Here is an 11297-nt window from a genome sequence, read left to right as displayed (position 1 = left end):
TTTACTTTATGATTGAACTTAGTTTGTGATCTCATTATACCCAGAACCTAAAACTGAGTATCTATATTTTTAGCTTTGTTTTGCTTCAGAGATATTTTCATCGGTATCCATGAATTCTGTTTCCGATTCTTCCTCTGATGGAGCCGCTACTTTTACCATAGCATGACGTAATACTATGTCATTAAGAAGATAACCTCTAACTAATTGTTCAATAACTGTACCTTCAGGATATTCCTTAGTGGGTTCTCTCAACATTGCTTCATGATAATTAGGATCAAAAAGTTCTCCTTCAGGGCGCATAGCCGACACACCAATTTTTTTCAAACTATCCACAAAGGTTTTATATACTCCTTGATAACTCTTATGAATAGTCATTTCACCATCATTAGCTGGTTTTATTTGAGTTCTAGCCCGTTCAAAATTATCAACTACTGGCAGTAATTCATTAATAGTTTTTTTCTTAATTATTTGCTCTAACTCTTCTTTTTCTTTACTGGTGCGACGACGAAAATTCTCAAAATCAGCAGTTAATCTGAGAAACTGATCTTTAAAGTCTTTAGTTTGGGTTTTTTGCGTTTCTAACTGTGTTTTTAAGGAAGCAATTTCCTTTTCTAAAGAAGTAATTTGAGTTTGAGTAACTTCATCTATCACATTATTGTCAGAATCGGTGTTTTCTGTTTCACCTTCTGGAGAATCTTTTCCCATGATGTCTTGATTCGACTCATCAACAGTTTGAGCTGATTCAAAATCCGTTTCCAATACTGTGGAATCATCCTCGTTGGTAGCTTCGGGAGTTGACAAAAATTCTTCATTATTCACAATATCTGTTTCTTTTTCTAAATCAGGGTAGTTGTCTGTTTCACTCATCATAACTGCAATATTTTTTTATACTTAAATGATACTGAATAAAAGAAAATTATTTTCTCAAAATCAATGTCACTAATATATTTTACTAGAATTGGGATAAATTTAACAAAATTAATGAGATCTTGAAATTTTCTTCATTATGATAATATATAAAAATAAAAAAAACTATTTCGTCTTTACTTTTCACCAATGTGAACAATCTCAAGATAACTTTATCTATATTCCTTGATAATTATAGATAATTTAACTTAGTCATGGATCATGGTAATTTTTGTCTATGATGATTCTTAATGTATATATATGGCAAAACTAATAATAAAAATCTTATTAATAAGAAAATTATCTTGATTTTTTTATAGTTAAATTTTCTTTTACATAAACTATAATTTACTAATATTTAAAATCTCAAATCTTATACTTATCTAAATAATTAACTCCAATAATCATCAAATTTTATTCCTTGTCAAAGTAACTTAATATTCTCAATAAAATCATGACTCAAACACCTATTTCTTCTTCTAATCAAAAACAGGAAAAACTAAAAACTGCCTTAGTAAGTCCTGATTATTTTAACCCTTTTGGTAATAAATTAATTCAATCTGGTTATATCGATAAAGATCAATTAAAAAATGCTTTAGTAGAAGTTAGAAAATCCAGAAAACCACTGGTAAAAGTGTTAGAACAAATGACTCAAAGAGCTTTATCTCCTGAGTTAGTTAGACAATATAAACAACATTATCTTTTTGAATTAAAAATTTTATATGGTGTTGACTGTGTTGATCCTGAATCAGAAGAGATTGCCTCGGAACAAATGACGGATTTAATTGAATCAGTGGTGGGAATTCAAATTTGTCGTCGTCATAAACTTCTGCCTTTACACAGAATCAATGAAGATCCCCCTATGGTAGTTATTGCCATGATTAATCCTGATGATTTACAGGCATTAGATGATGTTAAAAAAATATTACGCTCAAAAGGATTAGGATTACAGAGAATTGTTATTACGGAAGAAGATTACGATAAATTATTACAAAAATATTATCAAGAACAAAAAGAAAGACAAAAATTAAAAGAAGCTAAAGACAAGATACAAGAGTTAGAAAGATTAGGAGATGTTAGTGGTATTGTTGATGATTTAGGTAGTAGTAGTTTAGACGAAGCAGATGGAGAAGGGGGAGACGATTTAGCTTCCGATAGTGAAGCAAACCAAGCACCTATCATTGAATTAGTTAACAAAATTTTAATTAAAGCCATACAAGAGGGGGCATCTGATATTCATGTTGAACCTCAAGAAGAAAATTTCCGAGTCCGTTTGCGTAAAGATGGTGTTTTACGAGAATATTTCAGCCTTCCTAAACATATTATTGCGGCGGTAACAGCTCGTTTCAAAATTATGGGAGAATTAGATATATCTGAACGTCGTTTACCTCAAGATGGCAAGATTCGGCGTAAATTTCAAGGACGTACTGTAGATTTTCGCATGAATACTTTACCCAGTCGTTACGGGGAAAAAGTCTGTTTACGAATTCTTGATAACTCTGCTACTCAGTTAGGTTTAAACTTCCTTATCAGTGACGAAGAAACTTTAGCTAAAGTAAGGGATATTGCTAGTCGTCCTTTTGGTTTAATTTTAGTTACAGGGCCAACAGGATCTGGTAAATCCACCAGTTTATACTCTGTTTTAGCAGAAAGAAATGAACCGGGAGTTAATATTAGTACGGCTGAAGATCCCATCGAATATGCTTTACCTGGTATTACTCAAGTACAGGTAATTCGAGAAAAAGGCATGAACTTTGCTTCTATTCTACGGGCATTTATGCGTCAAGATCCTGATATTATTCTTGTGGGTGAAACCAGAGACGCTGAAACCGCTAAAACAGCTATCGAAGCTGCTTTAACAGGACACTTAGTTTTAACTACTTTACATACTAACGATGCTGCTGGTGCTATCGCTCGTTTAGATGAAATGGGAGTTGAACCCTTTATGATTTCGGGTGCATTATTAGGGGTTTTAGCACAACGTTTAATGCGTCGAGTTTGTAGTGAATGTAAAGAAGCCTATAATCCCACTAGAGAAGAATTAGCTCGTTATGGACTATTAGCAGCTAATGAAGAATCCGTGACTTTTTATCGTGCCAAAAGTTTAAAAGGAGAAGAGTTACAAGCGGCGGCTGCTAACGGTACAGTTTGCATGAAGTGCGGTGGTACTGGTTATAAAGGCAGGGTTGGTGTATATGAATTTATGGTTATGAGTGAAAGGTTAGAAAAACTCATCAACCAAGGTGCAACTACTGATATGATCAAAGAAGCTGCAGTAGAAGAAGGCATGACAACTATTTTGGCTTATAGTCTTAATTTAGTACGCCAAGGACATACAACCTTAGAAGAAGTGGAAAGGGTAACATTTACTGACTCAGGTTTAGAAGCTGAATTAAAAGCAAAACGGAAAACATCTTTAGTGTGTAGTAATTGTGATGCGGAACTAGAACAACAATGGTTAGATTGTCCTTATTGTATGACTCCCCGTTTTAGCTAACTTTCAGACATAACAGGAGAATATATTTTTATTAATTTCTGATTATTAATTGAGTTATATTGAAATTAAATTTTAGATTGCGGAGCATGAAGTTATGGAAGTAATGATCGAAGATTTGATGGAGCAATTGGTGGAGTTAGGCGGTTCGGATATGCACATTCAAGCTGGTGCGCCTATCTATTTCCGTATTAGTGGTAAACTTACTCCCATCGGTGATGAACCTCTTAATCCTCAAGAATGTCAAAAACTGATTTTCAGTATGTTAAATAATACTCAAAGAAAAACTCTCGAACAAGAATGGGAGTTAGATTGTTCTTATGGTGTTAAAGGTTTAGCTCGATTTAGAGTTAATGTTTATAAAGAAAGAGGTTGTTATGCGGCTTGTTTACGGGCTTTATCCTCTAAAATTCCTAACTATGATCAATTAGGATTACCTGATATTATCAAAGAAATGACTGATCGCCCCAGAGGTTTAATTCTGGTTACAGGACAAACAGGCTCTGGTAAAACTACAACTTTGGCGGCGATGTTAGATTTAATTAATCGTACCCGTGCTGAACATATTTTAACGGTAGAAGATCCCATTGAATATGTTTTCCCTAACATTAATAGCTTATTTCATCAACGACAAAAAGGAGAAGATACTAAAACTTTTGGTAATGCTTTAAAAGCTGCTTTGCGAGAAGATCCTGATATTATTCTAGTGGGTGAAATGCGAGATTTGGAAACTATTTCTCTTGCTATTAGTGCTGCAGAAACAGGACACCTTGTTTTCGGTACTCTTCATACTAGCTCCGCTGCTGGTACTATTGATCGTATTATTGATGTATTTCCTGCTGCTGAACAAGCTCAAATTCGAGCCATGTTGTCTAACTCTTTATTAGCCGTCTTTGCCCAAACTTTAGCTAAAAAGAAAAATCCCAAACCGGGTGAATTTGGTCGTGCTATGGCTCAAGAAATTATGATTATTACCCCTGCGATCGCCAACTTAATTCGAGAAGCAAAAGCACCACAAATTTATTCAGCCATTCAAACAGGAGGTAAATTAGGAATGCAAACCATGGAACAAGCCTTAGCTGGGTATGTCAAAACAGGTACAATTAGTTTAGAAGAGGGATTAGCAAAAAGTGGTAAACCTGACGAATTAAAACGTCTATTAGCTGGTAGTGGTATGGATGGTAATGTGGCAACAACGACAAGGAAAAGATAAGTGGAGAATTTAGAATTTAGAATCTAGGATTGACTTTTAATTCCTAATTCCTAATTCCTAATTCCTAATTCCTAATTCCTAATTCCTAATTCCTAATTCCTAATTCCTAATTCCTAATTCCTAATTCCTAATTCCTAATTCCTAATTAAATATATGGCTACTTTTATTGTTCAAGTTAAAGATAGATCTGGTAACATTCTTGAAGAAAGAGTCGTTGCAGATAGTCAAGAAGAAGCAAAAAGAATCCTGAAAAAAAGATTTTCTTCCATCGGTAAAATCAAAAAAGCAGGAATAGAATTCGACATGGCTAGTATTGAGGCTGCCATGAGTAAAGTTACGGTGAAAGATAAAGCGATTTTTTCCCGTCAATTTGCAGTGTTGGTAAATGCTGGAGTAGCTATTGTTCGTACTCTGTCTGTATTAGCCGAACAGTCAGGAAACCCTAAGTTTAAAAAAGCCTTAATGGCTATTAATACTGACGTACAACAAGGTACAAATCTTTCCGAAGCCATGGCGAAGCATCCTGATTGTTTTGATCAACTTTATGTAAGCATGGTAGAAGCAGGGGAAACAGGGGGGGTTTTAGATGAGGTAATGAATCGTCTAGCGAAATTATTAGAAGATGTTGCTCGTTTACAAAACCAAGTCAAATCCGCTATGGCTTACCCTGTTACGGTAGGAATTTTTGCTGTATTAGCTTTTTTAGGAATGACTATTTTTCTGATTCCTGTATTTGCTGGTATTTTTGAGGGTTTAGGGGCAGAATTACCTGCCTTAACTCAATTTATGGTAGATTTAAGCGGATTTTTAAGAAGTCCGAAGGTTGTTTTACCTATTTTTGGTTTTATGGGCGCTGTTTTTGGTTTTAAACAATACTATAAAACTCCCATGGGGCGAATCCAAATCGATACATTAGCTTTAAAAGCACCTATTTTTGGTGACTTAAATGAAAAAAGTTCTGTGGCTCGTTTTTGTCGAGTTTTCGGTACTTTGACTCGTTCTGGTGTACCTATTTTACAATGTTTGGATATTGTTCAAGAAACTATTTCTAATAAAGTTATTTCTAATGCCGTTGGTGCAGCTAAAGATGCCATTCTCGAAGGAGGAATGTTAAGTGTGGCCATCGCCGAGAAAAAAGTGTTTCCTACCATGGCAATTCAAATGATGATGATTGGGGAAGAAACAGGGGAATTAGATTCTATGATGATGAAAGTAGCTGACTTTTATGAAGATGAAGTAGAACAAGCCGTCAAAGCCTTAACTAGCGTAATTGAACCGATTATGATGGTTGGTATTGCGGGGATGGTAGGGACAATTCTATTATCAATGTACCTTCCTATGTTTGCAATTTTCGATCAATTAGGATAAAAAAATCATCAAAATCAAATAGTTGACAGTTGATTATAATTTTTGCCTATTAAAACGTATTTAAGTTAATCAAAATCATGAGTATAAAGCAATCAGATTATGAAACGGTATTAGCCGATTATAGCAATCGAGAGGGTATTGTTTCTTTATTGGGGCAATATCGTCAATATTTGGAAATGATACCAAGTATGAGACGACCTAGTGACAGTGTGATTGCGATACCTTTACCTTTAGCCAAAGTGCAAAATTTAAGAACTTTAGAAGGGGATAACTTAAGTCAAATGTGCTTAAACGAAGTTACTCCTATTCCTTGTGATATTGCTGTATTAATGTGTGATCCTGAATGGAAAATAAAAATGGGTGTAGAAATACTAATTTTTATCCATCGCCCAGAAGAAGATTTTTCCGATTTACTGCGACGTTGGCGACAATCACAAATTTATCTTCATAAAGAATATGAATGGATTATGCCTCATGAGCAAGAACATATGTTTAGTAACATAGCGGATAAAATTCATCCATTATTTATTGTTTTTCCTGAAACTCCTGAAAGAATCAAAAAAGGATTATCTGGCACTTCTCTTCCATATTTAGAGTATATTCGGGAAGAAGTTAAGAACGATAATAGTTTAAATTCCTATGTTCATGGTTAAATTGAAAAATCTTAAAATATGTCTAATTTAGATTCACAAACAACTATTAATAACTTAGCATCAGAATATTGTCAAAAAGGAAATCCTACAGGATGGTTTGAAGAAATTTACTCTCAAGCAAATCAAAACCCTGCAAATATACCTTGGGCAAATTTAAGTCCAAATCCTTATTTAACTGAATGGTTAAGTCAATATTCAGGAATGACATCTAATGCCTTAGTGGTAGGATGTGGTTTAGGAGATGATGCAGAAATTTTACAACAAACTGGTTTTAATGTCACCGCTTTTGATGTTTCAACTACAGCCATTAATTGGTGTAAAAAACGATTTCCCAACTCAGAAGTTAATTATCTTACTGCGGATTTATTTAATTTACCGAGTGCTTGGCAAAATCAATTTAATTTAGTATGGGAATGTCGCACTATTCAGGCTTTACCCCTTGATGTTCGAGAAAAAGTCATCCAAGCAATTTCTTCTATGGTTAAACCTTTAGGTACTTTATTAGTAGTGACTCATTTTCGTGAGAATAAAGTTACTTCCCCCATAGGTCCTCCTTGGCCATTAAATGATTTAGAATTAAACTTATTTTCCAAATATGGGTTAACAGAAAATAAACGCACTTTATCTTATTCAAATAAAGGTACAGAAATTTTAAATCTTAAATACTTGAAAAACTAGAGATTTTATCTTGATAATTATTACTACAAATTGATTGATTTTCTGATAATAGACTCCAAAATTTGATCATTTCTTCCGCTAATAATTTATATTGAAAATGATGAAAAAAATGTTCACCAGTAGGACATTGCCATAAATAATCTTCTGGTTTTAAATGACATTGCCATCTTTCCATTTCTTCCCAACACACAATATGATCATTTTTACTACCACAAATCATCAAGGGTTGAGAAATTGTACCCATGGGCAAATTAAATCTTTGATAAAGAGAATGAGGTGATAAAGAATATAATAATGCTCTTTCTAGGAGTTTAACAAAGGCTTTTTGATAATAAGGATTTTGATAACCGAATAAATGTTTTGCTAATCTGGCGAGGATAACTTCTTTACTACAAGAGAGATTACTGCGCATCATATAGTAATAACTAACCCAATCAAAAGCAGGATTAACACCTACTCCTAAAATTGACAAAGATTTTACTTTTTCAGGATATTTGTGAGCATACCATAAACCGAGTAACCCACAAGTACTATGACCAACTAAATGCACAGGTTTATTCATTAAAGATAAATAATCATCCAGTAGTTTCATCGCCACATCAAGGGATGTACCTTCATCTTCATTTTGTTGATATTCCCAATGAGCAATATTTACAAAGTTTGATAAATATTTGATGATAGGTAAATTAAAACGGAGTAAGTAACGGTTTGTGTTTAACCAAATTATCTCAGGATTTTTGAACATACTTCTCAATTAATAATGACTAAATAAAAAGTATCAGCAAGAAAAAAGCCTTGCTTAATACATAGTAACCGATTCTTATTGATAATATTTATCAAGTAGTTATTATTAATATAACTAATTTTAAAAGTTATTGCAACTAATTATCATTAATTTTTTGATTATGCAGTGTATTTTAGTTTTTGATGTGTAGATTTTATTTGCCTTTAACCTTTGGTAATAAAAGGTTTCAACCCCTTGCTTACATACAATTAATTTTGTCTGAGTACTTATTCTCCATTGTAACTCTAGTCAATAATTACAATTAAAATCTATTAGGTTAGGATTTTTTAAAATAGAAAAGTCATTACCACTAGACAACGAGTCGAGGTGTTATAGTTTTACAATATTTTTTTACTTCAATAACAATACCAAATTTTAACAGATCTTTAATTCTGTAAGAAGTTTAATATAGTGATTATTGTGGGTTTTCCCTACTCTACTATTATCAATTAGGAGTAAATACTATGGCGAAAGATAAAGTTCATGACATTATGCGGTATAACTATAATCCTTTAGATTTTATGTTTGCCCCAAAATCCGTTGCTTTAATTGGTGCATCTGAAAAAGAAGGTAGTGTTGGGCGCACTTTATTATGGAATTTGATTAGTCATCCTTTTGGTGGCACGGTTTTTCCTATCAATCCAAAACGTAAAAATGTTCTCGGTATTAGGGCTTATCCTAATATTAAAGAATTACCCGAAATCGTTGATTTAGCAGTTATTGCCACTCCTGCGGTGACAGTGCCGAATTTGATTAGGGAATGCGTTGAAGCTGGGGTTAAGGGTGCAATCATTATTTCGGCAGGATTTAAGGAAATTGGGGCAGATGGCATTGCATTAGAGCAAGAAATATTAAAAGAAGCCAAAAAAGGTAATTTACGCATTATAGGTCCAAATTGCTTAGGTTTAATCTGTCCTCCTACGGGTTTAAATGCTAGTTTTGCTAGTACCAGTGCAAAAACTGGTAATGTGGCTTTTATCAGTCAAAGTGGTGCTTTTTGTACTTCGATTCTCGATTGGAGTATCAAGGAAAACTTGGGTTTTAGTGGTTTTATCTCCATCGGTTCAATGTTAGATGTAAATTGGGGAGATTTGATCTATTATTTTGGTGATGATCCTTTAACTAAAAGTATTGTTATATATATGGAATCTATCGGTGATGCTCGATCTTTTATCTCCGCCGCTAGGGAAGTAGCCTTATCAAAACCGATTATCGTTATTAAAGGTGGGCGTACAGAAGAAGCAGCTAAAGCCGCCGCATCTCATACAGGGGCATTGAGTAGCAGTGATAAAGTCTTGGCTGCTGCCTTCCGCCGTTGTGGGGTTTTACAGGTAGATACCATCAAGGAAGTGTTTAACATGGCGGATTTATTAGCAAAACAGCCTCGCCCGAAAGGAAGACGTTTGACTATTTTAACTAATGCAGGAGGGCCTGGAGTTTTAGCTACTGATGCGTTAACGTGGGGAAAAGGAGAATTAGCTTCTTTAAGTGAGACAACGATAGAAGAATTAAACGCAATTTTGCCTACCCATTGGAGTCACAGTAATCCCATTGATATTTTAGGAGATGCTACCCCTCAAAGGTATGCACAGGCTTTGGAAATTGCTGCTAAAGATGATAATAATGACGGATTATTAGTTATTTTAACTCCTCAAGACATGACTGATCCCACTCAAACGGCAGAAGAGTTAACGAAAATTACGGGGAAAATTACTCATAAACCTGTGTTGGCGAGTTGGATGGGAGGAAGTGGGGTTGCCACGGGGGTTGAAATCCTTAATCGTGCCAATATTTATACTCAACCTTATCCTGATGATGCAGCAAGGTTATTTAATCTCATGGGGCGTTATAGTTATAACTTGAAGGGATTGTATGAAATTCCGAGTTTTTCTAAGACTGATAATCTCATTGATGAGGATTTAGCTACTAATATTATCGCCCATGCTCAGGCAACTAACCGCACTTTATTGACGGAATATGAATCTAAGCAGTTATTACAGGCTTATGGTATTCCTACTGTTACCACTATCATCGCTGAAAATGTCGAAAAAGCCATAGAATCTGCACAAAAAATTGGTTATCCTGTGGTGATGAAACTCCATTCCGAAACCATTACCCATAAAACTGATGTGGGAGGAGTTAGGTTAAATTTAACTAGCCAAGAGGATATTAAACAAGCCTTTTTAGGTATTCAAAAACGAGTTAAGGATAGTGACTTTTTAGGGGTAACAATCCAACCGATGATTCACCTAGAAGGTTATGAGTTGATTTTAGGTAGCACCGTTGATCATCAATTTGGTCCTGTATTATTATTTGGTACTGGTGGGCAATTAGTAGAAGTGTATCAAGATCAAGCTATCGGACTTCCACCATTAAATAGTACTTTAGCACGGCGATTGATGGAGCAAACTAAGATTTATACGGCTTTAAAAGGAGTTAGAGGGAGAAAAACCGTTAATTTAGAACAATTAGAGCAAATTTTGGTATTATTTAGTCAATTAGTTATTGAACAACCGTTAATTAAAGAAATTGACATCAATCCTTTATTAGTATCGGAAAATAATTTAATCGCCCTAGATGCAAGGGTGTTATTATATGAGCCAAATATTGACAAAAAGCAAATAATTTTCCCTGCTATTCGCCCTTATCCTAATCAGTATATCTCTATGGCACAATTAGCCGATGGTAAAGAGATCAAAATTCGCCCTATTCGCCCTGAAGATGAACCACGAGTAGTAAGTTTTTGTACTGCTTTATCTCAAGAAAGTGTTTACTTACGGTTTTTTCACTCTATTAGTCATCAGTCTTTGATTTCCCATGAAAGGCTTACTCGTATTTGCTTTATTGACTATAATCAAGAAATTGCTTTAGTTGCTAGTTATACTCATCCAGATACTAATGAGAAAGAAATTTTGGCGATCGCAAGACTAAGTAGAGTACATGGTAACACAGAACAAGCAGAGTTAGGTTTGTTAGTCAAGGATAGCTATCAAAAACAAGGATTAGGGACACTATTAGGTCAAAATCTGATAAAAATAGCTAAAGAAGAAGGGATTACGACTATTATTACTGAAATTTTACCTGATAATCACGGAATGCAAAATCTGTGTAAAAAATTAGGTTTTGAATTGCATAAAACTATGGATTTAGTTAAAGCAATTTATTTTGTTTAAGCAAAAACCCATAAAAGTTACCGATAGA

8 protein-coding genes are annotated in these 11297 nt (G+C 34.2%); 6 read left to right on the top strand and 2 right to left on the bottom strand.

Annotated elements, in window-relative coordinates; genetic code table 11:
• Positions 1-69: 69 nt before the first annotated feature.
• Positions 70-867 (bottom strand): nucleotide exchange factor GrpE, encoded by a 798-nt coding sequence (gene grpE / locus ACEW8E_RS12705; protein WP_373480783.1) that lies wholly within the window; start codon positions 865-867, stop codon positions 70-72.
• Positions 868-1360: 493 nt separating this feature from the next.
• Between grpE and ACEW8E_RS12700 the strand changes: the two genes are divergently transcribed.
• From ACEW8E_RS12700 to ACEW8E_RS12680, 5 genes are all read left to right on the top strand, one after another.
• Positions 1361-3403, top strand: a complete 2043-nt coding sequence (locus tag ACEW8E_RS12700) for a GspE/PulE family protein (RefSeq protein WP_373480718.1) — start codon at positions 1361-1363, stop codon at positions 3401-3403.
• A gap of 94 nt (positions 3404-3497) precedes the next feature.
• The gene (locus tag ACEW8E_RS12695; RefSeq protein WP_373480717.1) at positions 3498-4613 is read left to right on the top strand and encodes a type IV pilus twitching motility protein PilT; all 1116 of its coding nucleotides are present in this window, start codon (positions 3498-3500) and stop codon (positions 4611-4613) included.
• 153 nt (positions 4614-4766) lie between these two features.
• Positions 4767-5981: a type II secretion system F family protein gene (locus ACEW8E_RS12690; protein WP_373480716.1), complete on the top strand. Its 1215-nt coding sequence runs from the start codon at positions 4767-4769 to the stop codon at positions 5979-5981.
• A 77-nt stretch (positions 5982-6058) separates the two neighbouring features.
• A complete protein-coding gene (locus tag ACEW8E_RS12685) occupies positions 6059-6634 on the top strand; it encodes a hypothetical protein (RefSeq protein ID WP_373480715.1) in 576 nt (191 codons plus the stop codon).
• 18 nt (positions 6635-6652) lie between these two features.
• Positions 6653-7312 carry a class I SAM-dependent methyltransferase gene (locus tag ACEW8E_RS12680; RefSeq protein WP_373480714.1) on the top strand — a complete coding sequence of 220 codons (660 nt, stop codon included), beginning with the start codon at positions 6653-6655 and terminating at the stop codon, positions 7310-7312.
• Here the strand turns inward: ACEW8E_RS12680 and ACEW8E_RS12675 are convergent.
• Positions 7293-8057 (bottom strand): alpha/beta fold hydrolase, encoded by a 765-nt coding sequence (locus tag ACEW8E_RS12675; RefSeq protein WP_373480713.1) that lies wholly within the window; start codon positions 8055-8057, stop codon positions 7293-7295. The genes ACEW8E_RS12680 and ACEW8E_RS12675 overlap by 20 nt on opposite strands.
• 503 nt (positions 8058-8560) lie before the next feature.
• Between ACEW8E_RS12675 and ACEW8E_RS12670 the strand changes: the two genes are divergently transcribed.
• Positions 8561-11269 carry a GNAT family N-acetyltransferase gene (locus ACEW8E_RS12670; RefSeq protein WP_373480712.1) on the top strand — a complete coding sequence of 903 codons (2709 nt, stop codon included), beginning with the start codon at positions 8561-8563 and terminating at the stop codon, positions 11267-11269.
• Positions 11270-11297 lie beyond the last annotated feature (28 nt).

Origin of the sequence: Geminocystis sp., from assembly GCF_041753295.1 — a bacterium.
In the GTDB taxonomy this organism is placed as follows: Bacteria; Cyanobacteriota; Cyanobacteriia; order Cyanobacteriales; family Cyanobacteriaceae; genus Geminocystis.
The sequence above is the reverse complement of the archived record's forward strand: the minus strand, read 5'-3'. Positions and strand labels throughout refer to the sequence as shown.